Origin of the sequence: Streptomyces sp. NPDC047917 (genome assembly GCF_043204345.1) — a bacterium.
Taxonomy (GTDB): domain Bacteria; phylum Actinomycetota; class Actinomycetes; order Streptomycetales; family Streptomycetaceae; genus Streptomyces; species Streptomyces sanglieri.
This window is the reverse complement of sequence record NZ_JBIDCA010000014.1, coordinates 222,784-249,300: the sequence shown is the minus strand read 5'-3', so window position 1 is coordinate 249,300 and position 26,517 is coordinate 222,784. Positions and strand designations below refer to the sequence as shown.

26 protein-coding genes and 4 pseudogenes are annotated in these 26,517 nt (G+C 68.7%); 13 read left to right on the top strand and 17 right to left on the bottom strand.

All coding sequences use genetic code 11. The features are described from left to right. Nucleotides 1-429 precede the first annotated feature (429 nt). Complete coding sequence (locus ACGF8B_RS32275; protein WP_392745587.1) at nt 430-1,074, bottom strand: response regulator; 645 nt, start codon at nt 1,072-1,074, stop codon at nt 430-432. A 33-nt stretch (nt 1,075-1,107) separates the two neighbouring features. Beyond that, on the bottom strand, nt 1,108-2,280 hold the full coding sequence (locus ACGF8B_RS32270) for a histidine kinase (RefSeq protein ID WP_392745585.1): 1,173 nt from the start codon (nt 2,278-2,280) through the stop codon (nt 1,108-1,110). Nucleotides 2,281-2,475: 195 nt separating this feature from the next. Between ACGF8B_RS32270 and ACGF8B_RS32265 the strand changes: the two genes are divergently transcribed. The 3 genes from ACGF8B_RS32265 to ACGF8B_RS32255 are packed head-to-tail and all read left to right on the top strand — an operon-like array spanning nt 2,476 to nt 5,285. Continuing rightward, the gene (locus tag ACGF8B_RS32265; RefSeq protein WP_392745583.1) at nt 2,476-3,168 is read left to right on the top strand and encodes an ABC transporter ATP-binding protein; all 693 of its coding nucleotides are present in this window, start codon (nt 2,476-2,478) and stop codon (nt 3,166-3,168) included. 5 nt (nt 3,169-3,173) lie between these two features. Continuing rightward, entirely contained in the window at nt 3,174-4,514 is a 1,341-nt protein-coding gene (locus ACGF8B_RS32260) for an FtsX-like permease family protein (protein WP_392745685.1), read from the top strand. Between the two features lie 54 nt (nt 4,515-4,568). Next, nucleotides 4,569-5,285 carry a DUF4097 family beta strand repeat-containing protein gene (locus ACGF8B_RS32255; RefSeq protein WP_392745582.1) on the top strand — a complete coding sequence of 239 codons (717 nt, stop codon included), beginning with the start codon at nt 4,569-4,571 and terminating at the stop codon, nt 5,283-5,285. Between the two features lie 167 nt (nt 5,286-5,452). Here the strand turns inward: ACGF8B_RS32255 and ACGF8B_RS32250 are convergent, their stop codons facing one another. The 4 genes from ACGF8B_RS32250 to ACGF8B_RS32235 all read right to left on the bottom strand — a co-directional run bounded on the left by ACGF8B_RS32250 (nt 5,453) and on the right by ACGF8B_RS32235 (nt 8,872). Next, entirely contained in the window at nt 5,453-6,673 is a 1,221-nt protein-coding gene (locus ACGF8B_RS32250; RefSeq protein WP_392745581.1) for a PP2C family protein-serine/threonine phosphatase, read from the bottom strand. A 329-nt stretch (nt 6,674-7,002) separates the two neighbouring features. Beyond that, nucleotides 7,003-7,140, bottom strand: a complete 138-nt coding sequence (locus tag ACGF8B_RS32245) for a hypothetical protein (protein ID WP_392745580.1) — start codon at nt 7,138-7,140, stop codon at nt 7,003-7,005. Between the two features lie 219 nt (nt 7,141-7,359). Further along, nucleotides 7,360-7,953, bottom strand: a complete 594-nt coding sequence (locus ACGF8B_RS32240; RefSeq protein WP_392745579.1) for a hypothetical protein — start codon at nt 7,951-7,953, stop codon at nt 7,360-7,362. 238 nt (nt 7,954-8,191) lie between these two features. After that, the gene (locus tag ACGF8B_RS32235; protein ID WP_392745578.1) at nt 8,192-8,872 is read right to left on the bottom strand and encodes a TetR/AcrR family transcriptional regulator; all 681 of its coding nucleotides are present in this window, start codon (nt 8,870-8,872) and stop codon (nt 8,192-8,194) included. Between the two features lie 152 nt (nt 8,873-9,024). Between ACGF8B_RS32235 and ACGF8B_RS32230 the strand changes: the two genes are divergently transcribed. Further along, nucleotides 9,025-9,951 carry an NADP-dependent oxidoreductase gene (locus ACGF8B_RS32230; protein WP_392745577.1) on the top strand — a complete coding sequence of 309 codons (927 nt, stop codon included), beginning with the start codon at nt 9,025-9,027 and terminating at the stop codon, nt 9,949-9,951. 267 nt (nt 9,952-10,218) lie between these two features. Here the strand turns inward: ACGF8B_RS32230 and ACGF8B_RS32225 are convergent, their stop codons facing one another. From ACGF8B_RS32225 to ACGF8B_RS32215, 3 genes and pseudogenes are all read right to left on the bottom strand, one after another. Beyond that, a complete protein-coding gene (locus ACGF8B_RS32225; RefSeq protein WP_392745576.1) occupies nt 10,219-10,818 on the bottom strand; it encodes a GPP34 family phosphoprotein in 600 nt (199 codons plus the stop codon). Nucleotides 10,819-11,206: 388 nt separating this feature from the next. Next, a pseudogene (locus ACGF8B_RS32220) lies at nt 11,207-11,749 on the bottom strand (alpha/beta fold hydrolase); the annotation flags it as partial. Between the two features lie 135 nt (nt 11,750-11,884). Further along, entirely contained in the window at nt 11,885-12,400 is a 516-nt protein-coding gene (locus tag ACGF8B_RS32215; protein WP_392745575.1) for a cupin domain-containing protein, read from the bottom strand. 189 nt (nt 12,401-12,589) lie between these two features. On the opposite strand from ACGF8B_RS32215, the gene ACGF8B_RS32210 reads away from it, so the two are divergent. Then, nucleotides 12,590-13,174, top strand: a complete 585-nt coding sequence (locus ACGF8B_RS32210) for a TetR/AcrR family transcriptional regulator (RefSeq protein ID WP_392745574.1) — start codon at nt 12,590-12,592, stop codon at nt 13,172-13,174. Between the two features lie 487 nt (nt 13,175-13,661). Here ACGF8B_RS32210 and ACGF8B_RS32205 read toward each other — a convergent pair whose 3' ends face one another. Next, entirely contained in the window at nt 13,662-14,126 is a 465-nt protein-coding gene (locus tag ACGF8B_RS32205) for a MarR family winged helix-turn-helix transcriptional regulator (protein ID WP_392745572.1), read from the bottom strand. 190 nt (nt 14,127-14,316) lie between these two features. Between ACGF8B_RS32205 and ACGF8B_RS32200 the strand changes: the two genes are divergently transcribed. From ACGF8B_RS32200 to ACGF8B_RS32190, 3 genes are all read left to right on the top strand, one after another. Continuing rightward, nucleotides 14,317-14,877: an NADPH-dependent FMN reductase gene (locus tag ACGF8B_RS32200; protein ID WP_392745571.1), complete on the top strand. Its 561-nt coding sequence runs from the start codon at nt 14,317-14,319 to the stop codon at nt 14,875-14,877. Between the two features lie 44 nt (nt 14,878-14,921). Continuing rightward, entirely contained in the window at nt 14,922-15,473 is a 552-nt protein-coding gene (locus ACGF8B_RS32195; protein ID WP_392745570.1) for an ester cyclase, read from the top strand. A gap of 74 nt (nt 15,474-15,547) precedes the next feature. Then, nucleotides 15,548-16,033 carry an ester cyclase gene (locus ACGF8B_RS32190; RefSeq protein ID WP_392745568.1) on the top strand — a complete coding sequence of 162 codons (486 nt, stop codon included), beginning with the start codon at nt 15,548-15,550 and terminating at the stop codon, nt 16,031-16,033. 226 nt (nt 16,034-16,259) lie between these two features. On the opposite strand, the pseudogene ACGF8B_RS32185 reads toward ACGF8B_RS32190, so the two are convergent. The 6 genes and pseudogenes from ACGF8B_RS32185 to ACGF8B_RS32160 form a co-directional block, all read right to left on the bottom strand. Continuing rightward, nucleotides 16,260-16,408, bottom strand: a pseudogene (locus ACGF8B_RS32185) (IS110 family transposase); the annotation flags it as partial. 18 nt (nt 16,409-16,426) lie between these two features. Then, nucleotides 16,427-17,221: an SDR family NAD(P)-dependent oxidoreductase gene (locus tag ACGF8B_RS32180; RefSeq protein WP_392745566.1), complete on the bottom strand. Its 795-nt coding sequence runs from the start codon at nt 17,219-17,221 to the stop codon at nt 16,427-16,429. Nucleotides 17,222-17,457: 236 nt separating this feature from the next. Continuing rightward, entirely contained in the window at nt 17,458-18,426 is a 969-nt protein-coding gene (locus tag ACGF8B_RS32175; RefSeq protein WP_392745564.1) for an alpha/beta hydrolase, read from the bottom strand. A gap of 162 nt (nt 18,427-18,588) precedes the next feature. Further along, nucleotides 18,589-18,942 (bottom strand): UBP-type zinc finger domain-containing protein, encoded by a 354-nt coding sequence (locus ACGF8B_RS32170; RefSeq protein WP_392745563.1) that lies wholly within the window; start codon nt 18,940-18,942, stop codon nt 18,589-18,591. Further along, complete coding sequence (locus ACGF8B_RS32165) at nt 18,939-20,408, bottom strand: ATP-binding protein (protein WP_392745561.1); 1,470 nt, start codon at nt 20,406-20,408, stop codon at nt 18,939-18,941. The genes ACGF8B_RS32170 and ACGF8B_RS32165 overlap by 4 nt, the downstream gene beginning before the upstream one ends. Next, nucleotides 20,405-21,956: pseudogene (locus ACGF8B_RS32160) on the bottom strand (FAD-dependent oxidoreductase). The gene ACGF8B_RS32165 and the pseudogene ACGF8B_RS32160 overlap by 4 nt, the downstream one beginning before the upstream one ends. A gap of 318 nt (nt 21,957-22,274) precedes the next feature. Between ACGF8B_RS32160 and ACGF8B_RS32155 the strand changes: the two are divergent. Next, nucleotides 22,275-22,553, top strand: a pseudogene (locus ACGF8B_RS32155) (LysR family transcriptional regulator); the annotation flags it as partial. A gap of 152 nt (nt 22,554-22,705) precedes the next feature. Beyond that, nucleotides 22,706-23,146, top strand: coding sequence for a cupin domain-containing protein (locus tag ACGF8B_RS32150; RefSeq protein ID WP_392745559.1), 441 nt, complete (start codon nt 22,706-22,708; stop codon nt 23,144-23,146). Nucleotides 23,147-23,578: 432 nt separating this feature from the next. Here the strand turns inward: ACGF8B_RS32150 and ACGF8B_RS32145 are convergent, their stop codons facing one another. Beyond that, complete coding sequence (locus tag ACGF8B_RS32145) at nt 23,579-23,995, bottom strand: TetR/AcrR family transcriptional regulator (protein WP_392745558.1); 417 nt, start codon at nt 23,993-23,995, stop codon at nt 23,579-23,581. Between the two features lie 334 nt (nt 23,996-24,329). On the opposite strand from ACGF8B_RS32145, the gene dhaK reads away from it, so the two are divergent. The 3 genes from dhaK to ACGF8B_RS32130 are packed head-to-tail and all read left to right on the top strand — an operon-like array spanning nt 24,330 to nt 26,389. Further along, nucleotides 24,330-25,322: a dihydroxyacetone kinase subunit DhaK gene (gene dhaK / locus ACGF8B_RS32140; RefSeq protein ID WP_392745556.1), complete on the top strand. Its 993-nt coding sequence runs from the start codon at nt 24,330-24,332 to the stop codon at nt 25,320-25,322. A 45-nt stretch (nt 25,323-25,367) separates the two neighbouring features. After that, nucleotides 25,368-25,982, top strand: a complete 615-nt coding sequence (dhaL, locus tag ACGF8B_RS32135; RefSeq protein ID WP_392745555.1) for a dihydroxyacetone kinase subunit DhaL — start codon at nt 25,368-25,370, stop codon at nt 25,980-25,982. Continuing rightward, nucleotides 25,979-26,389, top strand: a complete 411-nt coding sequence (locus ACGF8B_RS32130; protein ID WP_342284660.1) for a PTS fructose transporter subunit IIA — start codon at nt 25,979-25,981, stop codon at nt 26,387-26,389. The genes dhaL and ACGF8B_RS32130 overlap by 4 nt, the downstream gene beginning before the upstream one ends. Nucleotides 26,390-26,517 lie beyond the last annotated feature (128 nt).

Below are 26,517 nucleotides of genomic sequence, written 5' to 3'. Positions count from 1 at the left end.
ACCACCCCCCCCCCCCCCCCCCCCCCCCCCCCCCCCCCCCCCCCCCCGCCCCGCCCCGCCCCCCCCGGGGGGGGGGGGGCCCCGGGGGGGGGGGGGGGGGGGGCCCCCCCCCCCCCCCCCCCAACCCCGGTGTGGTGAGAGAGAGTTGGTGCTGCTGGGACTGGCCCAGATGCGCCAGAAACCTGCCATGAGATGTTCCTCGGTTACGAAGTGAGGGTGTTCGTGGACCGCCAGCGGCCGGCGCATGCTCACCTGACCGACGAGCCGTCCCACCCGCCCACGACCAGGAAAGACCTCGGAGAACCCGCCCCGGACGGCCACCCGACGATCATGGCTGCCCGCACCACGGCGAATCCCCCGGGCTCGCCCGAAACCGAAGATCACAAATCACGCGGTGGATCGAGGCTCAGTAGTTGTACTCGAACCAGGTCAGAATGGCCTTGACGCGGCGGTTGTCTTCGTTCGGGGCATTCCGAGTTTCACGAACACATTGGCCACGTGTTTACTCACGGACACTCCGGAAAGAAACAGCGCTGATGCGATTTCCGCGTTGGAGCGCCCTTCCGCCACGAGGGCGAGCACCTCGCGTTCGCGGTCGGTGAGCCGGGCGAGCGGGCCCTGGGGCGCGTCCGCGTGTGTGACGTAGCGGACGACTTCCGGGGCGATCACGACGCCGCCACCGGAAACCGTATCGAGTACGCGCAGGAAGTCGACGATTCTGCCGGCGTTTTCCTTGAGCAGGCAACCGACGGCCCCGTCCGCGCCCGGATCGTTCAACAGCTCTTGGACGTACGGTCCGGTGACATAGGCGGACAGGACGAGGACCGGCAGATCCCGATGGTGTGATCGCAGGTCGATGGCGGCGCGGAGTCCGTCGTCGGTGTTACCAGGGGGCATGCGGACATCGGTGATCAACAGGTCTGGTACGGCCCCGGAACGCGCGAACTCGTCGATGGCGGTGACCAGTTCGGTGGCGTCCTCACATTCAACGATCACCTCGTGAGAGTGGGAGGTCAGGATTTCCCGGATTCCGGCACGAATCAGCATGTTGTCATCTGCCAGGACAATTCTCATGGCCTCTGCCCGACCTGTTCGTCTTCATTCACTTCATTCCCATGCGGGTTGGCCGGGAGCGGATGCTATGACTTCGGTTCCGCCGCCATCCGCAGGGCTTCGGATCTCAAGCTCTCCACCGATGCTTCGCATCCGCTCGCGCAGTCCGGCAAGTCCTGAACCCGCGTCGATTTCCGCGCCGCCCGCACCGTCGTCACGCACGCAGACACGTACGCCAATCGAATTGCACTGCAGGTCGATCCGAGCGCTGCCCACGCCCGCATGCTTCGTAATATTCGAGAGCGCCTCGGAGACCGTGAAATAGGCCGCTGTTGCAGTCGGCGACGACAACTGGGCGTCATCTCCGGTGCTGTTCAGCTCGACCCGCAGCGGTGATCGCGCGGCCAGCTCGCGGACGGCGGCGACGAGGCCGAGGTCGCTCAATTCGCGAGGGTGGATCTCGCGCACTGTTTCCCGGAGCCGTTCCAGAGCATGCTCGGCCTGGGCCTGTGCCTGACGTGCCAGTTCCACGATGCGTTCCTCGCCGCTCGCCGAGGCTGCGGCCTCCAGCATCCCGAGGCGCATCACGACGGCGACCAGCTTCTGTTGAGCGCCGTCGTGCAGATCACGTTCGATGCGCCGGCGCTCGGATTCGAAGGCCGTTGTCAACGAGGCCCGGCTGGTACGGAGTTCCTCCAGCTTCGCGAGCAAGTCCGGGTCCCGGCTTCTGGAGAATGTGCGCAGGGCGAGGTCCCGGAGAAGGGAAATTCCGGTCAGAAGACCTGTGGTGACCGCACCCAGAAGCACCCCTGCGGGCATCGCCAGAAAGGATTCCGTAAGCGATTCCGGAGTGAAAGGGCCGACCTGTACGGCGATACCGAACGGCCAGAAAACGGGAGAGAAAACCAGCGCGGCGGCACCGATGAACCCGAAGAATTCCACCACCAGTGACAGCGTGGAAAGGAGCGTGGCGGCGACGAAGACCGGGAGGGCGGTACGCCATATCGACCGCGATCGCAGCTGGCGCGCCACCCACTGCGCCCAGCTCTGGTCCGCGGGCCGCAGCGGCATCGTGCCGACGCCGCACCACCGCGCTCTGGAGCGGTCCAACTCCGTCAGCACGGCCGCCGAGGCCGGTGCAACAAGAAGGGAGAGCAGCAGAATCGGGAGGGCCAGTGCTGCGATGATTTCTGTCAGCACCCTTCGGGCGACACGAATCTGCGACATGGCCAGAACTATGGCATACGGCGGATTTCGAGAAGGTAGACCCAGGTCTACCTCGGAGTAGTGCTGACACCCGTGCGGAGCGTGTTAATCGCCGCCTAACATTTTCATATGCCTATCGCAGCCCCCATTTCCGCACCGTGCATCCGTATGCGCGGCCTCCGTATGGACTTCTCCATTCCCGGCCGTAAAAGAGAAATGACACGTGTACTGCACGATATCGATCTGAACATTCCTGAGGACCGGCTGACCGCGATCGTCGGACCCTCCGGATCGGGAAAGTCGACGCTCCTGCTCTGCATGGCCGGGCTGGAGCGAGTGACCGCAGGTTCCATCGAGATTCTCGGAACGGATGTGCTGTCGCTCGGCCCACGCAAGCAGGCCGCGTTCCGCAGCGAGAACATCGGTTTTGTCTTCCAGGAGTACAACCTCGTCAGCTCGCTCACGGTCGAGGACAATATCTGTCTGCCGTCGAGACTCGCCGGCCACCGGGTGCCCAAGTCACGGGTCCGCGAGGCCATGTCGCGGCTCGGTATCGCCCAGCACGCCAGGCGGCGCCCTGACCGGCTCTCCGGAGGCGAACGCCAGCGCGTGGCCGTGGCCAGGGTTCTCGCGAATCAGCCACGGATCGTCTTCGCCGACGAGCCGACCGGCGCGCTCGATCTCAAGTCCGGTCACGTCGTACTCGATTGGCTGCAGGCACTGCCCGCACAAGGATCGACGGTGGTCATGGTCACGCACGACCCGCATGCGGCCGCGCGTGCCGACCAGGTCGTGGTGATGGGGTCCGGGCGGGTGCACGCCGTCATCTCCGGCGGCGACCCGCACACGGTGAGCGATGCCGTCCTCGCGGCGCAGTCGAAGGACGACGCGAACGAGGCGGCGGCGTGAGCGGCATGTTGCGGCTCGTCCTGTCGGACGTCCGCATGCAGGCGTCGATGTGGGTGTGGACGCTCGCGTGTGCGGTCGTCGGCGCGGCCTGCTCGGCGGGCTCGGTCATCGCCATGTTCACCGCCGTCTCGGCGGCGCGGACGGCGGGCGACGCACGGATGGTCTCCGCGTCGATCGCGCTCGGCGGCAACATCGTCTTCTTCACCGTGCTGGCCGCCGTGGGTGTCGTCGCCTCGACCGTCGGTCTGACCTTGACGACCCAGCGACGCGAACACGCCCTGTGGGTGATCCTCGGGATCCCGCGCCACCGCGTCAGGTCCGTTCTCCGCGCCGAGCTGGTGGTCCTCGGCACCGTGGCCGGCGCGCTGACCGTACCGTTGGCCCCCTTCGTCGCGAACATCGCCCTCTCGCAGTGGACGGCGACGGGACTCGACCTGCACGGAGCCACCGCCGGACTCCAGCTCTGGCACATCGGCGCGAGCCTGCTGGCCGGAGTGGTCCCGTGCCTGCTCGGCGGCTGGGGCGTCACACGCCGAGCCGCCAGGACGCCGGAGATGCGCGCCTTCCGGGACCACTCCGATCCGCCGGCGCGGCCCGGTGTCGCGCGGAGCATTCTCGCCCTCTGCCTGCTCGCCGGTGTGCTCGGGATGTGGATTCCCGGCCTCGGCCTCGAACTTGAAGGTGGCATCGAACAGCGGACCGCCTTCGCCTTCGCCGGAAACCTCTTCCTCATCTGCCTGTTGCTGCTGATGGGGCCGTGGGTGCTCACACCTCTGATGAAACTCTGGACCGCCCTCGTCCCGTCGCGTGGCGTCGCCTGGCACCTCGCCGTGCAGTCGTGCCGAACGCGCGCGGCCCGAAGCGTCACCACGGTGCTGCCCTTCGCGCTCTCCCTGTCGTTCATCGCGCTGTTCATGACGATGGGCAACGTCATGCCCGGAAGTACCGCAGGGCTGGGCGATGTCATGACCGTTCTGGGCTGGGTCTTCGTCGTGTCCTGGTCCGGTGGCCTGGCGGTGATTGCCCTGGTCGGGCGGGAGCGCACACGCGATTCCGCGGTCGTTGCCGTCGCCGGCGCGCGGCCGGGCGTCACCACGCGGTCCACGGTCTATGAGGGCGTGATCTACGCAGGCACGGCGATCATCTTCAGCGCGGTCTTCCTGGCGGTGGCGAGTACCACCATCGCCGTGGGAGCCAAGGTCGGCGTGGGCCAGGTGCTCGACGGCCTCCCGTGGAAGATGCTCGGCGCACTTGCCGCCGTGACGCTCTTGACGACCTGCCTCGCCCTGGCACTCCAGGCCGCCCGTGTCTCCCGCACCGTCCCGGCCCGGGCCCTGCGCTCCTGAACCGAAGCGGGACGACAACCGAGCATGCAACTGAACCACTAAGGAACGGAAACAATGAACAACAGCCGGACACGCACGATCATTACCCTCGGCGCGGTCGCCTTCCTCGCTCTCGCAGCAACCGCCTGCGACCCGGATGTCGACCAGGCGAATACCACTCCTGAATCGAAGTCCTTCGCCTTCAGCGGCGACAGCCTGACCGTCAAGTCGGACTCCGCCGACCTCGACCTCATCGCCTCCGACGTCGACGACATCGAAGTGGAACGCCGGGTCAGCGGCACGAAAATCGGCGGTGAGATAGCTGCCGGATGGCAGTTCGAGGGCGGGATTCTCACACTCTCGGTGGATTGTGATGGTGTTTCCGTCAACTGCAATGCGAAGTACACCGTGAAGGTGCCGCGCGATGTCGCGGTCACGGCCGAGTACGGCAACAGCGACGTGCAGGTGTCGAACCTCGGCGGCGCCGCCCTCCACCTGGAAGGACGCGACGGAACCGTGCACGGCGACGGGATCTCCGCGAAGTCTGTGAGCGTCGTCTCGCGAAACGGCGACACCGACCTCGACCTCACCTCCGTACCCGATCGTGTCGATGTGCGGAGCCAGGACGGCAACGTTCAACTCGGCCTGCCCGCATCTGCATACGCGGTCCGTACGGCGGCGAAGAAGGGGGACGTCACCGTGGATGTCGCGGACGACAGCACGAGCAGCCACAGCGTGAACGTGCAGACGCGTAATGGCGACATCGACATCAGCGAAGGGCAGTCGTCCTAGGGCGTGTCGTGACCGGCCAGAAGTGGAACATGCTCGTGAGCCGCCACCCTTGCCCGACCCGATGGACCAGCGTGGCGCGACGGCCTTCCCCGGTGGCCCCGCACCACGCCACCCCGGCCGGCAACCCCGGAGCCTGCCCGGCCACCCGGGGCCGCCGGACCGGCCGGTCATAGTTGGGCCCCTCCCGGCCCGGCAGCCCAGGGGCCGGACATCTGCTGGGTGTTGGACACCGTCACGGCCGCCAGCGACGGCAACGACGCCCGCTTCAAGGTCGGGTGCCCGGTCGCCCCTGCCGGTGGGCCGGGGAGGGGCGCGCTCTCGGCCGTCTCGGTGGGCGCCGGCCGTCGGCTGCGCTGGACAGCGATCACTGCGGCATCATCGGCCAGGTGTCCGCCGGCGTGTGCAATGAGATCGACGCGCAGGTGGTGGACCAGCGCAGAGGGGCTGTCGTGTACCCAGGAGGCGGCGCGTTCGGACAGCGGGTAGAAAACGCCCCGGGCGTCCCGGGCCTCTATCACCCCGTCGGTGTGCAGCAGCAGTATGTCTCCGGGCCCGAACGTGAAGGTGTCGACGTGGTAGCGGTGGCCGGTCAATTCACCCAGGCCCAGCGGCGGGGCGGGGCAGGTGGCATGCAAGGTGGAGACCCTCTGACCGTGCAGCAGCAAGGGGGGCGGATGCCCGCAGGTGACCATGTCCACCTGCGGCAGCTCGTCGGGGATGTCGAGGATCGCGGCGGTGATGAAGCACTCGCCGGCCTTCTCCGCCTCGGAGGGGTCGGCCAGGTTCCAGCACACGCTGTGGTCGAGGTAGGCCGCGAGGTCGGACAGACCGGCCTGGCGGTGCGCGCCCTCCCGGAAGGCGCCCAGCAGGAGGGCGGCGTCGCTGATCGCGGTCAGGCCCTTGCCCATCACGTCCCCGATGATCAGCCGGGTGCCCGTGGGGGTGCGGACAGTCGCGTAGAGGTCGCCGCCGAGCAGGGCCTGCTCCTGCGCCGCCAGATATACCGATCCCACCCGCAGCGGACCGATCCGGCGCGGCAGGGGCCGCAGCACCACCCGCTGTGTGGCCTCCGCCACCGTCCGCACCAGCTCCAGCTCACGGGCGTGCCGCTCCTGCAGATAGCGGAAGACCGTCACGATCACCGAGACCACCAGCAGGGCGATGATCTGCGAGCCGAATTCCATCGTGCCGCCCACCAGGTGGCCTTCCTGAAGGCCGATGACAACCATGCCCGCCACCGCCAGGGCAGCGATCGCCCCGGTGGTGAGGGTGGAGGCGAAGGACGCGGTCAGCGCGGGCGCCACGATCAGCAGCGACGGCCCCATCGGCAAACCGGGGCTCAGCACGTCGGTCAGCACGATCGCCACGATCAGACCCAGCGGGAGCACCAGCAGAGCGTTACCGGCCTGCTGTGAGCGGGGACGATGTGCGAACCGCTGCCACAAGCACATATTTCCTGCTTACACCCTCCCGGGCAGCACCGCAGGCGCGAGAGTGCGACGGGCACTGCTCTTGGCTGTCCGGGTGGAGGACGGTGCCGACGCCCACGGCGCCGTCTGCGGCGTGAACGCCCCGGCCGCAGGATGTCGAGCGGCCGACGCGCTGATGGTAACCACCGGCGACCAGGTGAGGATCGTCCTGCGCGTGCCGCCGTCGAGGACGGCACACCCGCCTCCGGCATGCTCGTCGGCCTCGGTGCCTCGAACACGAGGGCGTACTACGACGCCGCCTCGATCGCCTGCGCCGACGTCCCATGAACGAGGCGTTGGCCACCGTCGCCCCGGCGCTGGTGGCCACCGGCGAGCAGGATCGCACCGTCGGCGTGCTTGTCCGCCACCGCCCGGGGCAGCGTCATCGACAAGGCCCCCCAGGGCTTCATTCAGCCGAAGGCGATGGCCCTGAGCCTGTTCATCGCCAAGGTCCACGGCCTGTCGGTGGCCGAGCACGCGCGGCCGGGGCGTCGCCGCCACGCTGCTCAGGCGCCCCTGGCAGGACTGCCGTCAACTGGGCTACCTGCTGCTGGACGGCTCGTACGAGGCCGACCGCTGCCTGGGGCCTGCTACTCCCGATGCGGCTACACCGTCCACTCGCCCAGCGACGATTTCTCCGTGGACCCTGCCGCCCTGGGCGTGGTCGGTCGGCAACGTCGGCGTTGCCGGGCAGGGCTGCCTGGGACCGCGCGCGACAGGTCTGGGCAACGAGAGGAAGGACCGTGTCGTGTTCGGCGCCGCCCATCGGTGTCGTCGCCGACAGACCGGGCGCGGACAGGCCCGCCCGGCGGAACAGGCGGTGCAGGCGCACTCCCGTTCCGAGGCTGCTGTCGTTCACCGTCAGCGCGGCGGCTATGGACTGGAGGACGGCGTCGATGGAGCGCGTTGACCTCCAGCAGTTGGTCAACCAGGGGCCGGCAGGCGTCCCCGACCTCAGATGCCTGGGTCCGGCACCAGATCGGCGTGCGCATCTGGAAGGCGGTCTTCTCCGGCGGGAAGCCGCTCTTGTCGGTACGTTTGCCCTGGCCAAGGGCAGCGTGGATCTTGACCAGGTCGCCGTCGTGGAAGACCTGCACCATCGTGGCGATGGTGCAGACGTCAACCCGTCGGCCGATCAGTTTCCAGGGCACCGAGTAGAGGGTGTGGCCGACCTTGATGTGGACGTCCGGCCCGGACATCGCCGCCGACCAGCGAGCCAGGACGAGCGGAGTGGGCGGGTAGAGGCAGCAGGGTCTCGGCTTCGACGGCCTCGAATACCGCCATCGGCCAGCGGCTTGTCCCTGGGCCTGGCCGCTCGGGCCGGATTCACCAGTGCCCCATAGTGGGTGGCGAGTTCGGCATACGCCTTGTTGGTCTTCGGGTCATGGAGATCGGACTGCGATGGCAGGGGCGCGTGCCCCGGGCTGGCGCCGGCGGTCACCCCGTTCGATGCGGTGGCTTGTAGAGGTCGTCAAGGCGGAGTGGCGCGGGCTGGGGCAGGGGTGTGCCGTCCGTCGGCGGGCAGGACTGGAGGAAGTAGGCGAGCAGGCGGCGGGTTGCGGCCATGGAGGCCGCTGGGGACTCTCCCACGACGCCGTTGTTGGCCATGAGCAGGAGGGTGACGTCGCTGGGGTCGAAGTCCTTGCGCAGCTGTCCGGTGCTCTTCGCACGCTGTACCAACTGGGCGAGGCCTGCCTCGGCGCGGGCACGCTCACGATGGACGTCGGGCGCATCGGGAAATTGGGAGAGGAACGCGGCGCTGAACCCGCGGTCCTGGGCCTGCATCATGCACACCTTGGTGAGGACGTCGCGAAGTCCGTGCCAGGGATCGTCGTCCTGAAGGGCCTCGTCGAGGGCTGCGACGCACTGGCTGAGTTGTTCGGAGAACGCGGCGGTGATCAGCGAGCCGCGCGTCGGGAAGTGCCGGTAGAGGGTGGCGGCACCCACGCCCGCTCTGCGGGCGATTGCGCTGGAAGACACGTCGGTGCCGTTGAGGGCGTATGCCTCGCGGGCGGCTTGGAGGAGCCGGGCGCGGTTGTGCCGGGCGTCGGCTCTCTGCCCAGGGGTGGGCGGGCCGGAGGCGGAGGGGGGCGTGTTCCGAGACGGTTGGCCAGGCATGTCTCCCACTTAATCACAAACGGAAGGGGGCGACCGTTTAGCGGGTTAGCGTGACCTGGTGCCGCGGTGCCCCGCGGTCAGCTCTCTGCCGCAGAGGTGAGCGGCTGCGGGTTCTGCTGCTGAACGACGTGCCATGTGTACGGAGGTTTTCCGTGTTTGCTGTGCAGTACCACCGCTATGGCGGTTCCGAGGTGCTTCGTGTCGAGGAGGTCGAAGAGCCGCATGCCGGGCCGGGTCAGGTCCGCATCACGGTGCGTGCCACCGGCGTCACCCCTGCTGACTGGTACCTGCGCTCAGGGACGCTGCGGGACATCGCCACCGTGGACTTCCCCCACATACCCGGCATGGATGCCGCGGGAATCGTCGACGAGGTGGGAGACGGGGTGACCGGCACCGCCGCGGGCGACGCGGTCTTCGGCCTCGTCCCCTTCGTGGATCAGGGAGGTGCCGCGGCCCAGTACGCCGTGCTGGAGGCATGGGCGCCCAAGCCGCGCTCGTGGTCCTTCGAAGAAGCGGGCGGCGCCGCCGGCAACATCGACACGGCCACGCGCGTACTGGAGGCCCTGGAAGTCTCCGAGGGCATGACGTTGCTTATCGAGGGCGCCGCCGGAGGCGTCGGCACCATCACCGCGCAACTCGCCCAGGCCCGCGGCCTCACCGTGATCGGCACCGCGAGCGAAGGCAACCACCGCTTCCTCGACCGTCTCGGCATCACGCCAGTCGCTTACGGAGCCGGGCTGGCCAATCGCCTTGCCCCGCTGGCTCCGCGCGGCGTCGATGTGGTGCTGGACGCAGCCGGTAAGGGCTCTCTTGCCGAACTGGTGGCCATAGCCGGCGACCCGCACCGTGTGGTGACCATTGCCGACTTCGACGCCGGCCGGCACGGAGTGCGGTTCTCCCGCTCCGAAGCGGGAGAGTCGCCGGGCTGGGCAGGACTGCCGCTGGCTGCCGACCTAGCCGACCGCGGTCGCCTCACCGTCCCGCTGCACGCCGTGTTCCCGCTGAAGGAAGCCGCCACAGCTCATGACGTCAGCGCCACCGGCCACGCGCGCGGCAAGATCGTCATCACCGTGCCCTGACACGGCGGACGATTCGGCCTGCAACCAGCGCCCTGCAGCAGGACGGCCGCAACCTACGGTGGCCTTCGCCTGCGCGACCTGGGCCGGACCACACGCCGGCGTCGGCCACCACGGCTGTACCAACCCGAACTGCCATAGTCCGTACTGACCGGTTCCCGCCGTCGGCCATTCATTCGTCGTCGGCGGCGTCTTTGTCGCGCAGGGGCCGCAGGCCCGCCGGGCGCAGGCCCTGGAAAGCCCGATCGCGCCCTTGAAGGTGGGCTCGGCTCACGGCCCGCGCCAGAGGTTGGCGAAGGCGGCGTTCTCGATGGCCCGCCTCTGGCGTACGGCCTCCAGCTCCATCACCGCGTCGTGGACGGCGGCCACCACGGTCGTCACCGCCTCGTCATCGAGGCCGGTCTCGTCGTCGGATCGTTCGTCGTCGATGTCCACGACCGAGGCGAGGGCGGCCAGGACGGGTTCCTTCTCTTCCCAGCGGTCGGTTGCGCGGCGGCGCGCGGCCGTGTCGACCGGTTCCACGCGTTCCGAGCCGAAGGGCAACCGGCCGCTTCGCTGCGGTTTCAGCTCACCGTTCTCCTCCAGGGCGGCCTGATACGCGGCCGAGAGGTCTCGACCCCGGCGCCACAGCCAGTCCTCGATCCGCTCGTGGGGCGCCTGCCGGGTGAGCCCTGCCGCAGCCTCACCCATGAACCGATCATCCAGCGTCTGTGGCCCACCCGGCACGATGCGGTCGCCGTCCACGGCGACCGCCCCCGCACCGATGAGATCGATCAGCTCGGCTCCCGCGAGCGCGAGGGACAGATCGCCCTGCCCCACGGAATGCTTCTGGTCCATTGCGATGATGAACAGGTCCTTCGCCGTGGTCATGAACGGCTCCCCTCGTAGACATCGACAAAGGTGCCTCCCCACCGGCCGGACCCGTGTTCTTGGCCGGCCCGGCGGCGGGGCGACTCTCACGATCAGTATCGCCCCGCCCGAGGTCCAATCCCTTTCGTGGGGCGGCGGCGGGAGTCTGTGGTGCCCAGGTCGGAGCGGCGGGTCCCCGCGGTCCCGGATCCCCGAGCCGCTTCGCCTGAGTATCCGCCGAGCGGCTGCGAACGGTCGAAGGGAACGAGATCATCAGGCGTGACTGCTGAGCGACGCGACTGTCCGGCCCTTGAAGAAGCTGATCAGTTCGCGGCTCAGTAGCTGTGGCTGCTCCTCCGAGAGGAAGTGGCCGGCTCTGCTCGTCGATGGCCTCGGGGGCGACGGTGAGCTGATCGACGGACCAGTCGACGATGGTCCGGCAGCGGCCTGCGAGCAGTCGCTCGGGTAGACCGTCGAGCTGGTCGAAGCCCAGATGCCAAGGATTGAGCCCGTCCTGCGCGGGCAGAGCGGGAAGATCCGCCAGCTCGCTCGTGGGTGCTCCCGGCTCCCACATCGCCAATCCGGCGGTGCTCTCGGGGTGTTGGGCGGCGAAGAAGTAAGCGATCCAGGAGCCGACGTCCTCGCCGGCGATGTTGACCCGCTCGTAGCCCAAGTGCCGGACGAGTTCGTGGACATCGCGTGCCATGGTGGCTTTGCCGTACCCCGATGCAGGCTTCTGGGACTCGCCCATTCCCCGGTATTCGCAGACGATCACCCGAAAGTGCCGCGCGAGCAGCGGGATCATCGTGCGGTACTGCCACCAGGTGCGGGGCCAGCCCGGGAGCAGCACGAGCGGTTCGCCCGAACCGCTGCTCACGTAGTGCAGACGCACTCCGTTGACATGGGCGAAGTCATGGTCGAGGGATTCGGGTGCTGTGGGCGCGGTGGGCATGCGGGCTTTCCTGTGGGTTCTGAATCGTCGATGCACGAAGGCGCCCTGTTGGCCTGGGCGACGCCGACGGAGCCGGGGCCGCCCAGGCTGTGCGGGATCGAGTCGCGCAGGCGGCCCAGGCACCTCACAGTGGTTCTAGCTGGGGTCGGGTAGAACCTCCGTGGCATAGCGTTCCATCAGTTCCGTCGGGGGCTCCCCAATGCTGAGCTCCCTGATCGGTGGGGCTACCCCCGGCTCGGCCGGTGTGGCACCGGCCAGGAGGAGTTCCTCAATGCCGCCCGGGGTGAAGAAGAAGATCATCTTGGCCGCGTGGTAGCCACGGTTGCGGAAGCGGTGCCGAGTGCCTCGCGGGACGAAGAAGAATCCGCCGGCACCGGCGGTCACGGTCTCGTCGCCGTTGAGGAACTCGAGCTCCCCGGAGATCACGTAGAACGCCTCATCGTGATCGTTGTGGACGTGCGGTTCGGGTCCGCCTTCGGGCGGCACCGTTGCTTCCAGGAACGTCAGTGTCCCGCTGGTCTCCCGTGCGCCGGCCTTGAGGGTGTAGGTGTCGGCGAAAACCCAGGAGGTCTCCCCTTCCCCGGACGGCATGTAGAGCGCGCTTCGCTTGGTGTACCGGGGGTCGGTCGCGTAGGGATCGATCAGGCTCATGGTTCTCCTCGTTGCCGAGCAGCAGTATCCTAGCGATCGTTAAGAAACTATTCCCCGCCCATACCGGAGTGTCAACACGGCAGTAGGCTGCAGGAGATGCCCGTTTCGACGGGTGACCGAGTCGCTCACGGTCGAAGAAGGGCAGGGAAGGTCATGCCGGGTGGTCGGCCTCGCAGTTACGATCCCGAGGTGGCGCTGAACGTCGCGATGCTGACCTTCTGGACCCAGGGCTACGAGGGCACCGCGATGTCCGACCTCACGGCGGCCATGGGGATGAGCGCCCCCAGCGTCTACGCGGCGTTCGGAGACAAGGAGACCCTCTTCCAGAAGGTCGTCGAACGCTATATGGCCGGTCCCGGGGCCTATATGCAGGCCGCCCTCGATCAGCGGACGACCGAGGCGCTTGCGCGCACGTTCCTGCATTCCGCCGTGGAGGCCGTCGCCGGCGACGACACCCCGCACGGCTGCCTGGTCACACAGAGCGCGCTCGCTGTGAACCCTCGCTCGGTCTCGGTGCAGAAATACCTCACCGCACTCCGGGAGAACGGGGTGAAGGCCCTGACCGACCGGCTCCAGTCCTTCGCCAACGCTGGCGACCTGCCTCCCGGCTCCGACCCCTCGGCCCTCGCACGACTCCTGGTCACCGTCGTCCAAGGACTCTCCATCCAGGCCGCCTCGGGTGCGCCACGCGAGGAGCTGCACACGGTCGCCGACCAGATGATGCTGTGGTGGCCGCGTCGGGCGGACAGCCGTATTGACCGGCAGGGTTGTTGACGGCTGATGGGCGGGTTTCCGTCGAGCGCGGTGTGACTGCGGTGGCCTCAGGCGTGGGGGAAGCCGGCCGGGCCGTGGTTCGCTCGCTGTTGGAGGTGTAGGGCCGTAGGTGTGTGAGAGGCCAGGGCCGGCAGCTGTGCGAACCCTTACCTCCTGCACCGGCTCGGCGTCGACCTCGACGGCAACCTCATCGGCATGGTCCGACTCCGCACCACGGACAGAACCGGCCGCCTCGCCCACATCCTGCGCGAGGGCGCATGGGCCATGGCCACACGACCGCCGCAGTGCGCCGACTGCCGGCCGACGCCGGCAGCCGCCGCCCGACGGCCCATCATCCCGACGTCGCCATGAGATGCACCATGGCGTACCCCCTGGGCGAAAACGCCCCGTTCAGCGGTCAGGCCGCCTCACGAGTGTCCGGGGTGCAGTGACGCTGGGTCGGCCGCGCCAAGAGCGGCTGTGTCGCTGCGACGACCGTGCATCTGTGTCAATGGGGTTCGGTGGTGGCTGCCACGCGCTGGAGTGCGGCGGTGAGTCGTGTGAGGTCGTGGCCGGCAAAGTGGTCGACGAGGTGGTGGCGCACGCTGACCAGGAACGCGGGCCAGGCCCTTTCGAGGCGTTGCAGGCCGAGCCCGGTCAGGGCGGCGTTCCAGCCGCGACCGTCCTGGGAGCATTTTGTGCGCTCGACCCAGCCCTGTTTCTCCAGCCGGGTGACCACACGGGTCATTCCGCTTAGGGAGAGGCTGCAGGCGGCGGCGAGTTCGCTCATGCGCATTGCCTGGTCCGGGGCTTCGGACAGGTGCATCAGGGGCGTGTACTCGGACAGTGGCAGTTCGGCTTCGCGCAGGATGTCGGCGTCGACCGCTCGGGGCAGCTCCTGCATGACGCGGCTCAGTTCCCGTACGAAGGCCTCCTCGCTCGCGGTGAGGGGTTGCTGCTGGGCGGAAGACATGGACTCACCCTATCCCCTTGACTCGTCAAGGAGATAGGTCGATCAAGGCGCGATCGGGTTCCGGATCCCCGCACCACACCCCCAACTCCTTGACGAGTCAAGGAGTTGGGGATGTACTTGCCCCGTCAAGTAGTTACTTGACAGAGCAAGTATGTGTTGGTTGCTCCGCATCCGGACGGACGGAATCTCCATGACCAAGATCGGCATCATCCTCGGAAGCACCCGCCCCGGACGTAACGGCGAGGCCGTCGCACGCTGGGTGTACGAGAACACCGCCCAGCGCAGCGACGCCGAGTTCGAACTCGTCGACCTGGCCGACTACGAGCTGCCGCTGCTCGACGAGGCCCTCCCGCCGGCCATGGGCCAGTACGCCCAGCCGCACACCCGCGCCTGGGCGCAGAAGATCGCGTCGTTCGACGGCTTCGTGATCGTCACGCCCGAGTACAACCGCTCGGTGCCCGGCGCCCTCAAGAACGCCATCGACTTCCTGCACGCCGAGTGGATCAACAAGGCGGTCGGATTCGTGAGCTACGGCTCGGCCGGAGGCACGCGTGCCGTCGAGCACCTGCGTCTGATCGCCGGTGAGCTCCAGATGGCCGACGTGCGCTCTCAAGTTGCCCTCTCCCTGTTCAACGACTTCGAGAACTTCACCGACTTCAAGCCCCTCGCCATCCAGCGCGACACCCTCGCCACCACGCTCGACCAGGTCATCGCCTGGACCAACGCCCTCGCTCCCCTCCGCGCCCGCTGACCCGCCATGCGCCACCAGCAACGCCTCATCCATCAGGAGTCCAGATGACCAGCAGCAAGCCCACCGACGCCCCCGCCTCCACCACAACCGCCCCCAGCAGGCGCGGAATGATCGGAACCCTTGCCGGCCTCGGCGCCGGAGCGGCACTCGCCACCGCCGCTCCGGCCCACGCCACCCCCGATCGCCGGAGCTCCCCGCACTCGCCACGGCAGGTCGCGGCGGCGTTCTACGCCAGCTACAACGGGGACCTGGCCGCCGGATTCGAGCGGTACATCTCCAAAGACCTCGTGCTCCATGGATTCGACGGGCCCAACGAGCGTTCGGCCTGGGTGGCAGGCGACCTTGAGCTCAAGGCGTCGCTGACCGGATACCGCCTGGACATGTTCGACCAAATCACCGAGGGCCCCAAGGTCGTCACCCGCTGGAGCCTGGGCGGCATCCACACCGGAACGATCCTGGGCATCCCGCCGTCACGCCGCGAGGTCCACCTCAGCGGCATCTCCATCGACCGCATTGTGGGCGGCCAGTCGGTCGAGCACTGGTCGGAGGGAAACTTCGGCCGCTTTCTTCAGATCCTCCGCGGCGAGGATGCCTGACACTCCGCCACCAGCCCCGCCCCACGCCCATAAGAGCTCAGGCGATCCCCTCCGAGTCCACCAGGAGCACCACGATGAACAAGCCCATCAGCCGACGCACCGTGGTCGGCGGCGCACTCGTCGGCAGCACCCTCGCACTCACGTCCGCCATCCCCGCCACCGCAGCGACCGACTCCAGCCCCGAGCTCATCGTGAAGGCCTTCTACGAGAGCTACCGCCTGCGCGACCTGCAGACATCCTGGGACCGCTACATCCACCCCGACGCCGTCATGCACGTTCCCGGCTTCGACCGGCAGTCCTGGCTGGAGATGGACAGCAAGATCGTGGCCGCCTTCGACGACCTCGCCATCACCGTCCTCGACCAGCTCGCCGAAGGCGACAAGGTCGCCACCCGTTGGGTGCTGGGCGGCCATCACACCGCACAGTTCCTCGGCATACCGCCGAGTGGCCGCTACGCCTCGTTCACCGCAACCACCGTCGACCGGGTGAAGGACTACAAGATCATCGATCACTGGTCCGACGCGGACTTCACGGCCTTCCTCCAGCAGTTGGCCAAGTAGACCCGGCCCCCTCCACATGGCCGCCGCCGTGGGTGGCGCCCGGCAGGAAGCTCCGTCCAGTTGCGCAGGTGATGGCCTCAGCCGCCCGGGCAACTGGACGGAGCTGAACACCGTAACCGCACCGCCGCGGGGCACCGTCCACCGCGCCCAGAACCGCGCACGGCTCGCCTGCACGCGGCTGGACTGCTTCACACAAACACCTCCCGGCGAGAGCGGAGCGCGGTGGGCCAGGGGCCCGGCACCGGTCGCGGGAGGCCGGGCGTGCAGGGCGGCGAACGCGGAAGGGAACATCGCGTGTCCGAGGTGCAGGTTGTCACCTCTGGGCGCGTGTCCGCCGTGGATCGACGTTCCCGGCTGCTCGGCGGCCGGGGCGAGACGCAGTGGGGCAGGCGATCAGACCGTCTTGACTTGGCCGCCGTCGATGGTGAACTCGGCTCCTGTGATGTTGTCGGCGACGGGTGAGGCGAGGAAGATGGTCAGGTCGGCGACTTCGTGGGCTTCTGTGACCCGCCCCGTGGAGATGCCCATGCTCTGCGGAATGACCACGTCCATGGCCTCCTGGGCGGTGGTGCCGGCCTGGGCCGCCGTGGCATCGGCAAAGCCACCCGGTGCGGTCCAGAAGGGGGTGCGGACCGGGCCCGGGGCGATCGCGTTGACCCGGACGCCGCGCGGTGCGAACTCCTCGGACAGTGACTTGGTCAGGCTGGTCAGCCCGGCTTTGGCCGCCGAGTAGTCCACGACCGCGGGGAAGGGCAGGCGCGCGTTGATGGAGCTGATGTTGACGATGGCCCCCTTGCCTGCGTCCAGCAGGTGAGGAAGCGCCGCGCGGCTGGTCCGGACCGCGCTGAACAGGGTCATGTTGAAGATCCGTTGCCACTCGACGTCGTCGATGTCCAGGAAGCTCGGACGGGACGTCGCGGTACCCAGGTTGTTCACCAGGATGTCGACCCTGTTGTACTGGTCCACCGCGACCTGGACGAGCGTGTCCGGTCCCTCTTGGGTGGACAGGTCGACCGGGACCGCGGTGAGGCCGTACTTCTCATGGAGTGCCTCAAGTTCAGGCGTGCTGCTCCGGCTGCCGGCAACGACGTGTGCGCCTGAGCGGCAGAACGCATCAGCGATGGCGAGGCCGATGCCCTTGCTCGCCCCGGTGACGACGACGACCTTGTCCGCGAGCTGAAGGTCCATGGCGTTCCCTTGCGTGGCTGATCACTGTACGGGCCGAGACTAAGCGGCATCCACGTCGCCGCTGCGCCGCGACACCGTCCCTGGGCCCTGCCGATGACCGCGCGACTGCCGGGCGTGCAGGCCTTGCAGCAGTTCGTGAACCAATCGCCGTGGGGGTGAGGTGCTGAACCGGCCACCTGCACCATCTGCGGCCGCCACCTACCGACATGCAGAACCAGGATCTGACGCAGCACTACCTAGACCTGGGCTGTTCCGAGGGCGTTTCGCAGGAACGCCGTGGCCTGGTCGATGGCTCCGCGAGCGGCTTGGGACTGGCTCAGCGAGTTGAGCATCATGAAGTCGTGGACCGTGCCGTCGTAGCGCACGGTGGTCACCGGCACGCCGGCTGCTCGGAGCTTGGCGGCGTATGCCTCGCCCTCGTCGCGGAGCACGTCGGCCTCGTCGACGATCAGCAGGGCGGGCGGCAGGCCGGTGAGCTGGTCGATGGCGGCGCGGTTGGGAGATGCGGTGATCTCCGCGCGCTGGTCCGGGTCGGTCGTGTACGCGTCCCAGAACCACTCCATCAGCTTGCGGCTCAGGTAGTAGCCAGTGGCGAACTGGTCGTAGGAATCGGTGTTCATGGCCGCGTCCGTGACGGGGTAGTACATCGACTGCTGTACGAACGTGACGTCACCGCGTTCCTTGGCCATGAGGGCGAGTGCGGCCGTCATGTTTCCGCCGACCGATTCCCCGGCCACTGCCATGCGCTGTGCGTCCAGCCCCTTGGACGCGCCCTCGCGGCCGATCCACTGCGCGGTGGCGTAGCCCTGCTCGATGGCCACGGGGTAGTGCGCCTCGGGCGACGGTGTGTACTCCACGAATGCCACCGCCGCACGGGCGCCGACCGCCAACTCGCGCACCAGGCGGTCGTGCGTGCCGGCATTGCCGAGTACCCAGCCACCACCATGCATGTACAGCACGACAGGCAGCGTTCCGGTGACGCCCCGCGGCTTGACGATGCGGACCCGTACGTCTCCCACGGAGGCGGGAACGGTGACCCACTCCTCGTCGACGGGCAGCTTGTCGACCGGTGCAGCCTGGAGGTCGTCGAGAACCTTGCGTGCCGCGGTGGGTTCCAGCTCGTACAGGAACGGGTGTTGCGAGGTTGCGTCGGCAATGGCCTGTGCTTCGGGCTCAAGGACGATTGATGCGGTCTGAGCAGCCATGGGAATGCTCCCTGGGGTCCGAGTAACGCATGGTGACGAGCACAGCTGGCTGGAGAGTGTTGCGCTGCGATCGAGCTGTTGGGTGACCAGTAGAGCCTGCACCCCTGTTCAAGCCACAGATGGGCGTATATGTGTCTATCTTAGTCATTCCTCTGTTGGTTCTCAGGGATGGAGCAGGTCCGGCCAGTTCTGCGGGACACGGTCGGCCGGTCCCGGGGTGGGCTGGTCGTCCGGGTGGCTGGACGGCGGGGCCAGTTCGGGTCCGGACTCGTACAGGACGTCGGTGGCGTAGTTCCAGTACCACTCCTCACCCGGCTCGAAGCTCTGCACCAAAAGATGCCCGGAGGACTTCCAGTGGGCGGTGGCGTGCTGGGCCGGTGACGAGTCGCAGCAGCCGATGTGGCCGCACTGCGCGCAGCGCCGGAGATGGAACCACCAGCCTCCCGCTGCGTCGCAGTCCGTGCAGCCGGTACTGCTGGGCGGGACGCTCGCCGCGATGCCGTCTATGTCGGTCATTCGGGCTCCTCGGTGGTTGTGTTTTCGGACTTGGTCTCGGGGGCGGTCAGCGGCAGCAGCACGTGGAATCGCGTGTCGCCCGGTACGGATTCGACCTGGAGGCTGCCGTGGTGCTTGTTGACGACGATCCGCCAGCAGATGTCGAGGCCGAGGCCGGTGCCCTCCCCGACGGCCTTGGTGGTGAAGAAGGGGTCGAAGATGCGGCTGCGGATGTCCTCGGGGATGCCGGGGCCGGTGTCGTGGAACTCCACGAGCAGTCGGTCGCCCTCCCTGGCCGTGCGGACCGTCAGGGTGCCGTCGTGGCCCGTGCTGCCGATGGCGGCCACCGCGTTGTCGATGAGGTTGGTCCACACCTGGTTGAGTTCCGCCGGGTAGGCGGGTATTTCGGGGAGGGAGCGGTCGTAGTCCTTGACCACCCTCACCCGAGGGCCGATTTCGCCGGACAGCATCAGCAGTGTGCTGTCGAGGAGTTCGTGAACGTCGACGTGCCGGTGAGGGGTGCGGTCGAGCTGCGCGTACTGCTTGGCCGCGTCCACCAGGTGGGGGATACGGGCGGTGGAGTCGTCGATCTCGTCCGTCAGCAGCTCGGTCTCGACCGTGTGGTTGAGCCGGCCGATCGCTCCCGGCAGGATGCCTTCGCCCACGGTCGCCGCAACCTGGTCCAGCCAGCCCGTGTCCAGCCCGGCCTGGACGAAGACCGGCGCGATCCGCCAGCCCTCCGGGATGCCGTGATACTCCAGCCATTCGGTGAGCTCGTCCTCCCGGTCAGAGGCCTCCAGAGGGGTCAGTACCGGTGCCTTGGCGACGCGTTCCGCGGTGCGTTCCCGGATCTCGATGAGCTCGGCGAGGGCCTCTCGGGAGTAGCGGCCCTGGGCGATGACCGCCAGTTTGTTCCGCATCCTGCCGACCCGCTCACGCAGCGCCGCGGTGGCGCGGACGGCGGCCGCGGCCGGATTGTTGAGCTCGTGGGTGAGTCCGGCGGACAACGATCCGAGCGCCAGCAGGCGTTCCCGCTGGCCAATGGCCCGCTGGGTGTTCTTGGAGCCGAAGCAGAGTCCCTCCAGCAGATGCGTCGGCATCGGGAACCACTCCCGCATGACGTCCGCGAGCGACTGTGCGGGCAGTACGAAGAACCGGCTGGGTTCGGTCACCCGCATGGAGTTGACGTACGTCTGCGGGACCTGGTCGCCCAGATACGCCTGCATGGCCCCCGCGTACACGCCGCGCTGCGAGGTCCGGCTGACCTCCACATCGTCGCCGCCGACCCGGCGGGACATTACGACGGTTCCCTCGACCATCACGTAGAAGCAGGTCGCCGGGTCGCCCTCGGTGTACACCGGGCCGGGTTCGAACCGTTCCATCCGTCCCTCGGAGCACAGCCGTCCGAGCTGCTCCGGGGAGAGCTTCTCGAAGAGGAACAGCGAGCCGATCTCGTGCGGGTCGCAGGCCATGACCTGTGCGTTCATGACTGCTCCAGGAAGCGGTGGACAAGCATCACGGCCATGGCTCCCTCTCCTACGGCGGACGCGACGCGCTTCGCGGACCGGGCGCGTGCGTCACCCGCCACGAACACACCAGGAACGCTGGTCTCCAGGTAGTAGGGCGGCCGGTCCAGTGCCCATTCGGCAGGCGGCGACTTCGGTGGCGCCGGTCACCGTATCCCGCAGAATCAGCCGTTCCAGGTGCTCCTCGCCGTGCGCCTCCTCGACGACGGTCCGGGGCCGCACGGTGATGTTCGGGTCCTCCTCGATCGGCTGGATCGGGTAGTACGACATCGACGCCGTCAGAGACTCCCCGCGCACCAACATGGTCACCGACTTCGCGCCCCGCGCCAGGAACACCGCCGCCTGCCCGGCGGAATTCGCGCCGCCGACGACATACACGTCCTGGCCCTCACAGGACGACGCCTCGGTGAGGGACGAGCCGTAGTACACCCCGCGGCCGGTCAGCTCGTCGCATCCCGGCGCCCCCAGCTGCCGGTACGACACACCGGTCGCCAGGATGACGCGGTGCGCGGCGACCGCCGAGCCGTCGGCGAAGCGCACGACGCGCGCCGGACCGTTCACCTCCAGCCCCTTGACCTCCCGAGCGGTGAGGATCTCGGCACCGAAGCGGCTCGCCTGGCGGCGGGCACGATCGGTCAGCTGCGCACCGGACACCCCGTCCGCGATGCCGAGGTAGTTCTCGATGCGGGAACTCTGACCGGCCTGTCCGCCGGTCGCCGACCGCTCGACCAGTACGGTCCGCAGCCCCTCGGAGGCCCCGTACACCGCCGAGCCGAGTCCGGCCGGGCCGCCACCGATGATGACGAGGTCGTAGAACGCGGCGGTCGGCGTGGTCGCGAGCCCCACGTGCGCGGCCAGTTCGGTCGGCTCCGGCTCGATCAGCGCGGTACCGTCCGGCGTGATCACCAGGGGGAGCCGTCGGCCGTCGGCCCCGGACGCCGCCAGAAGCCTCTGTCCCTCCGGTTCGTCGGAGGAGTACCAGCGGTACGGCACCTGGTTGCGGGCGAGGAATTCTCGCGCCCGCGAGGAGGGGGCGGACCAGCGGTGCCCGACCACCTTGGTGGCGGGCACCGGCCGGTAGTCGCTGGACCGCCAGGCCGTGAGGAGATCGTCCAGGACCGGGTAGAGCTTCTCCTCGGGCGGGTCCCAAGGCTTGAGGAGATAGTGGTCGAGGTCGACGACGTTGATCGCGTCGATGGCGGCGTCGGTGTCGGCGTAGGCGGTCAGCAGCACGCGCCGCGCCCCCGGGTACACGCCGAGGGCCTGTTCGAGGAACTCGATGCCGTTCATCTGCGGCATCCGGTAGTCGGCGAGAATCACGGCCACCAGGTCCCCGCGCAGCTTCAGCTCGCGCAGTGCCTCCAGCGCGGACTCGCCGGACTCGGCGCGTACGATCCGGTAGCCGTCGCCGTAGTGGCGCCGCAGGTCGCGGGCGATGGCGCGGGAGACTCCCGGATCGTCGTCCACTGTCAGGATGACGGTCCGTGTTGCGTCGGTGGCCTGTGCCATGCTCCTCCGCCCTGCGCGCTCCCGACGGCCGGTACGACGAGCTGCCCGAGCACGCTCCCGACCATCGTATGTTCGATCGAGCCGGACCGCTTCGGCTGCTACGGCCCGTGCGACTCGTGCGGCCTGGCTGACCTTGCGGTGGCAGACCGCTGCCGAGCCGGAGCACCACCTGGTGCGCCACCTCGGAGCTCAGCAGCACGGGTACGTCTCGGGGCAACGGCCGACTGGGCACGCTCCACGTGCGCCGGGAACCGAGCCGTCGCAGGCTTTGGCATAACCCAGCGCTATGCGACGAAAGGTGACCGATGAGAGTTCTCAGTGATCGGCGGTACAGGCCCCATCGGATCGCAGGTCGTGAAGAAGCTGAACGCGGCAGGGCACGAGGCCGCGCCGCATCCCATGTCCACGGGCGTCGATGTGATCACCGGGCAGGGCGTGGAGGAGGCAGTGTCCGACGCCGACGTCATCGTCATCGTCATCGTCAATCTGACGAATTCCCCGACGTTCGACGACGCCTCCCTCGCGTTCTCCCGGACCTCGATGGAGAACCTGTTGGCTGCCGGCCAGAAAGGCGGAGTCGGGCACGCCGTCATCCTCCGGTCGCACTGTCATCACTGACGGCACCGCTGGCATGTTCACCGCCGTCAGCGGCGACGTTCTCACCACCAACGGCGACGCCCGTATCGCCCCCACACACTGCACGGACTGGCTCTCCTGACCCAGCCCGCCTATCGCAGGAGGCCTCACCCATGGCGAACAATGAACCGACGGCGGGCGGCGCCGGAAGCCGGCCACGCTCGGAGGCGTGGAAGACAGCGCTCACCACGCTGCAGTCGGTAAAACCGCCGTTCGTTCCGGAAGGGGCGGAGGCGATGACGGTCCTGGTCGAATTCCCTCCCGGTGATCCCGGCACCCCTCCCCACCGGCACTCGGGACCCGCCTTCGGCTACATGCTGGAGGGGGAGATGCTCTTCGAGCTGGAAGGCGAGCCCGAGCGGGTGATCAGGGCCGGGGAGACGTTCTGGGAGCCGGGAGGCGATGTCATCCACTACCAGGACGGCAACAACCGGACGGACTCCTGGAGCCGATTCCTCGTCACCATGTTGTGTGCACCCGGTCAGCCCATGCTCACCCTGGTCGACGACGAGGAACTGGCCCGACGCCAACACCTGCGAGCTCCAAGGGCTTGAACGAGACCGCAGTGGTTCCCCAGGGCCCCGCTCTCGGCTTGGTAAGGGCTGGTGGAAGCCGGGATGAGCCTGGAGCGGAGCCGGGCCGCGTCCTGTCCGGGAGGCGGGCCGGGGCGTGCTCTGATACGCCGCTGGAACGGGGTAACTTCGTTCGCTCGGCGCACAACAAGCCGCCCGCACACTCGCCGAACGGGCCGAGCAGATGGGGCTCTCTCAACCGGACGGTCACGACGCCGTGCACGGATAGGAGACCGACGGCCGCCCAGCCGCCGCACGGACGTGGAGCGGCCTTGACTGACGATGAGGTTGCTCATCAACTCCGCCCGCGCCCTCGTGCGTCTGTCCGGCCCTTGAAGAAGCTGATCAGTTCACGGCTCAGCAGCTTCGGCTGCTCCTCCGAGAGGTTAGTGCTGCGTCGGGCGGATCCGTACGTCAGCCGGCAGTGGCCGGACTTCCCGGCGTACGCCGTTCGAGCTGGTTGGCGACCGTCTTCAGCAGCTCGTCGGAGAGGTCGCGGTCGGCCGTCGCGCGGGCCATCAGCATGGCGCCGACCATGACGCTGAGGGTGACCAGGGCGCAGCCTGTGCCCGGTGATTCGCGGTGCCGCTCGGCGAGATAGGCGTCGATGACACCGGACCGCGGCGCCTCCTCGTTCTTGTGTGCGGCCTGCTCCATGTTCGCGGTGCCCTCGGTCAGGGCCAGCTCCGAGGCCTGGGCGATCAGCTCGTCGCGGGAGGCGAAGTGCTTGTAGAAGCCGCCGTGGGTGAGCCCCGCCTCCTTCATGAGGTCCGCGATGCCGGGACGGGTGACGCCCTCCTCGCAGCCAGATGCCGCTGGCCGGCCTTCCACTTTTCCGGAGGCCCAATCGGAGCCCCGAAGTACGCAGCACGCAGGGCCCCGGACAGCACAACCGCATCCGGCGCAGCCCCTGAAGCGGTAGCGCACGTGACCTTCGCTCCCGCAAGGTCGATACTGCCGACAGCGGCACTCCAACAGTCATACGTCCGACACGCCACAATCACTTGACGGACCATCAGTAAACTCGGCATCGGGTCGGCATCAGTACCGTCAGGATCCACCCCCCACCACCACGGACCACCAAGATCAATAACTGAACAAGTGCACTCTGACCTGCAAAGACACAGGTCATTCGCCCATCTGCCAGCCTCACCCGGAGGTACCCATGAGGATGCTGATCAACGTCCCCGAAACCGTTGTCGCGGACGCACTGCGCGGTATCGCCGCCGCCCACCCCGAGCTGACCGTGGATGTCGAGAACCGGGTCGTCGTACGGCGTGACGCGCCCGTGGCCGGGAAGGTGGCGCTCGTCTCCGGCGGCGGATCCGGGCACGAGCCGCTGCACGCGGGGTTCGTCGGGCCCGGGATGCTCTCCGCGGCCTGCCCCGGAGAGGTGTTCACCTCGCCCGTGCCGGACCAGATGGTGCGGGCCGCCGCCGCGGTCGACAGCGGGGCGGGGGTGCTGTTCGTCGTCAAGAACTACACGGGCGACGTGCTGAACTTCGAGATGGCCGCGGAGCTCGCCGAGGACGAGGGTGTCCGGGTCGCCCAGGTACTGGTCAACGACGACGTGGCCGTGACCGACAGTCTCTTCACTGCGGGGCGCCGGGGCACGGGCGCCACCCTGTTCGTCGAGAAGATCGCCGGGGCCGCGGCCGAGGAGGGCGCCCCGCTGGAACGGGTGGAGGCCGTCGCCCGGCAGGTGAACGAGGCCTCGCGGAGTTTCGGGGTGGCTCTCGGCGCCGTCACCACACCGGCCAAGGGCTCCCCCACGTTCGATCTGCCGCCCGGTGAGCTGGAGCTGGGGATCGGTATTCACGGCGAGCCGGGGCGGGAGCGCCGGCCCATGATGACCTCGCGGGAGATCGCGGACTTCGCCGTGCACGCGGTGCTGGACGACCTGCGGCCGACCGGACCGGTGATCGTGCTGGTCAACGGCATGGGCGCGACTCCGCTGCTGGAGCTGTACGGGTTCGGTGCCGAGGTCCAGCGGGTGCTGTCCGAGCGGGGCGTCGTCGCGGCTCGTACGCTCGTGGGGAACTACGTGACCTCGCTCGACATGGCGGGCTGTTCGGTGACGGTCTGCCAGGTGGACGAGGAACTGCTGCGACTCTGGGACGCGCCGGTGGAGACCCCGGCGCTGCGCTGGGGCCGCTGATCCGCCGGTACCGCACCCCGTCATGCTGAGCGACAAGGAGATCATGTGCTCGACGCCGACTTCTTCCACCGTTGGATGACCGCGGTCGCGGCTCTGGTGAGCCGTGAGGCGGGCCACCTCACCGACCTCGACTCCGCGATCGGGGACGCCGATCACGGCAGCAACATGGAGCGCGGGTTCGCGGCGGTGACCGCGGTCCTCGGCGAGGAGCCGCCGCAGACTCCGGGGGCCGTACTGATCCTGGCCGGAAGGCAGCTGATCTCGACGGTCGGAGGTGCGTCGGGCCCGTTGTACGGGACGCTGCTGCGCCGTACGGGAAAGGCCCTGGGCGATGCGCCCGCAGTGTCACCGCAGCAGTTTGCGGAGGCGCTCGGGGTGGGTGTCGCGGCCGTGGCGCAGCTCGGTGGGGCGCAGGCCGGGGACAAGACGATGCTCGACGCGCTGCTGCCGGCCGCCGAGGCGGTCGGCACCTCGTTCACGGCGGCCCGGGAGGCGGCCGAGGCGGGGGCGCTGGCGACGGTGCCGATGCAGGCCCGCAAGGGCAGGGCGAGTTACCTGGGTGAGCGCAGCATCGGCCATCAGGACCCCGGGGCGACGTCCTCGGCCCTGCTGATCGCCGCGCTGGCCGACACCGCGGCGGCGGACGGGGACGGCGCATGAGCGACGCGCGTCAGGTCGGGATCGTGCTGGTCTCGCACAGCGGCCCGGTGGCCGAGTCCGTGGCCGAGCTGGCCCGGGGGCTCGCGGCGGGCGGCGCCACGGCGCCGGTGGCCGCCGCCGGTGGCACCCCGGCGGGTGGTCTCGGGACGAGCGCGGAGCTGATCGCCGAGGCCGCCAGGTCGGTGGACTCCGGCGCGGGCGTCGCGCTGCTGGTCGATCTGGGCAGTGCGGTGCTCACGGTCAAGTCGATGCTGGCCGAGGGCGACGAACTGCCGGACGGCTCGCGGCTGGTGGACGCGCCGTTCGTGGAGGGTGCCGTGGCGGCCGTGGTCACCGCGTCGGCGGGCGGCGACATCGCGGCGGTGGAGGCCGCGGCGTCGGAGGCGTACGGGTACCGCAAGGTGTAGCGACGGGTCCGCCCCCCCCCCCCGCGGGGGGGGGGGGGGGCCCGGCGGCCCCCCCCCCCCCCGCCGGCGCCCCGGCCCCCCGCCGCCCGACCCGGGTCCGATACCGCAGGGTGGGGGCGGTTAGCGGG

What these genes read in the sequence shown, in the direction of transcription:
- ACGF8B_RS32275 (WP_392745587.1), bottom strand. Translation starts at nt 1,074, where the DNA reads ATGAGAATTGTCCTGGCAGATGACAACATGCTGATTCGTGCCGGAATC.
- ACGF8B_RS32270 (WP_392745585.1), bottom strand. Translation starts at nt 2,280, where the DNA reads ATGTCGCAGATTCGTGTCGCCCGAAGGGTGCTGACAGAAATCATCGCA.
- ACGF8B_RS32265 (WP_392745583.1), top strand. Translation starts at nt 2,476, where the DNA reads ATGACACGTGTACTGCACGATATCGATCTGAACATTCCTGAGGACCGG.
- ACGF8B_RS32260 (WP_392745685.1), top strand. Translation starts at nt 3,174, where the DNA reads ATGTTGCGGCTCGTCCTGTCGGACGTCCGCATGCAGGCGTCGATGTGG.
- ACGF8B_RS32255 (WP_392745582.1), top strand. Translation starts at nt 4,569, where the DNA reads ATGAACAACAGCCGGACACGCACGATCATTACCCTCGGCGCGGTCGCC.
- ACGF8B_RS32245 (WP_392745580.1), bottom strand. Translation starts at nt 7,140, where the DNA reads ATGACGCTGCCCCGGGCGGTGGCGGACAAGCACGCCGACGGTGCGATC.
- ACGF8B_RS32240 (WP_392745579.1), bottom strand. Translation starts at nt 7,953, where the DNA reads ATGTCCGGGCCGGACGTCCACATCAAGGTCGGCCACACCCTCTACTCG.
- ACGF8B_RS32235 (WP_392745578.1), bottom strand. Translation starts at nt 8,872, where the DNA reads ATGCCTGGCCAACCGTCTCGGAACACGCCCCCCTCCGCCTCCGGCCCG.
- ACGF8B_RS32225 (WP_392745576.1), bottom strand. Translation starts at nt 10,818, where the DNA reads ATGACCACGGCGAAGGACCTGTTCATCATCGCAATGGACCAGAAGCAT.
- ACGF8B_RS32215 (WP_392745575.1), bottom strand. Translation starts at nt 12,400, where the DNA reads ATGAGCCTGATCGATCCCTACGCGACCGACCCCCGGTACACCAAGCGA.
- ACGF8B_RS32205 (WP_392745572.1), bottom strand. Translation starts at nt 14,126, where the DNA reads ATGTCTTCCGCCCAGCAGCAACCCCTCACCGCGAGCGAGGAGGCCTTC.
- ACGF8B_RS32200 (WP_392745571.1), top strand. Translation starts at nt 14,317, where the DNA reads ATGACCAAGATCGGCATCATCCTCGGAAGCACCCGCCCCGGACGTAAC.
- ACGF8B_RS32195 (WP_392745570.1), top strand. Translation starts at nt 14,922, where the DNA reads ATGACCAGCAGCAAGCCCACCGACGCCCCCGCCTCCACCACAACCGCC.
- ACGF8B_RS32190 (WP_392745568.1), top strand. Translation starts at nt 15,548, where the DNA reads ATGAACAAGCCCATCAGCCGACGCACCGTGGTCGGCGGCGCACTCGTC.
- ACGF8B_RS32180 (WP_392745566.1), bottom strand. Translation starts at nt 17,221, where the DNA reads ATGGACCTTCAGCTCGCGGACAAGGTCGTCGTCGTCACCGGGGCGAGC.
- ACGF8B_RS32175 (WP_392745564.1), bottom strand. Translation starts at nt 18,426, where the DNA reads ATGGCTGCTCAGACCGCATCAATCGTCCTTGAGCCCGAAGCACAGGCC.
- ACGF8B_RS32170 (WP_392745563.1), bottom strand. Translation starts at nt 18,942, where the DNA reads ATGACCGACATAGACGGCATCGCGGCGAGCGTCCCGCCCAGCAGTACC.
- ACGF8B_RS32165 (WP_392745561.1), bottom strand. Translation starts at nt 20,408, where the DNA reads ATGAACGCACAGGTCATGGCCTGCGACCCGCACGAGATCGGCTCGCTG.
- ACGF8B_RS32150 (WP_392745559.1), top strand. Translation starts at nt 22,706, where the DNA reads ATGGCGAACAATGAACCGACGGCGGGCGGCGCCGGAAGCCGGCCACGC.
- dhaK (WP_392745556.1), top strand. Translation starts at nt 24,330, where the DNA reads ATGAGGATGCTGATCAACGTCCCCGAAACCGTTGTCGCGGACGCACTG.
- ACGF8B_RS32130 (WP_342284660.1), top strand. Translation starts at nt 25,979, where the DNA reads ATGAGCGACGCGCGTCAGGTCGGGATCGTGCTGGTCTCGCACAGCGGC.